This window comes from Micromonospora sp. CV4 (assembly GCF_003667455.1).
Classification (GTDB): domain Bacteria; phylum Actinomycetota; class Actinomycetes; order Mycobacteriales; family Micromonosporaceae; genus Micromonospora.
Genome location: NZ_RCVI01000032.1, coordinates 1 through 464 on the forward strand (window position 1 = coordinate 1; position 464 = coordinate 464).

At 31.7% G+C, this 464-nt stretch carries 1 protein-coding gene; it reads left to right on the forward strand.

All coding sequences use genetic code 11. The features are described 5' to 3' along the window. A partial coding sequence (locus EAD98_RS30805) for a hypothetical protein (protein ID WP_199723162.1) occupies positions 1 to 258 on the forward strand: 258 nt, incomplete at its 5' end. Positions 259 to 464: the final 206 nt, after the last annotated feature.

A 464-nucleotide genomic window follows, 5' to 3' on the forward strand; every position in this document is an offset into this window, starting at 1 on the left:
CATGTATTGCTTATGGATGATGATATTTTATTTGATACAAAAATCTTAGAAAAAACGGTTAAATTTTTACAGATCATAAAACCGGAATATTCAAATTACAGTATTGCAGCTGGTATGTTGGAAGCGGAAAAGCCGTTTATGCAATATGCCGCCGGTGGAATTTGGAAAGGCCGAACTGGTAAACTTTTAAAAAGAAATTTAGATTTTAGAAGGCCTAAGTCTATTTTAATTAATGAACTTGAAGAAGAAGCAGATTAGTCTGGCTGGTGGTATCAATGTATTCCACTTGTTACTGTAGAGAAACATGGATTACCTTTTCCCTTTTTTATAAAAGCAGATGATGAAGAATATGGGATTCGTACAGGAAAGTCTTTCATTTTTTTAAGTGGCATTGGTATATGGCATGACTCATTCAAATCTAAATACAATGTTTATTTGGAATATTATATAAAAAGAAATGAACT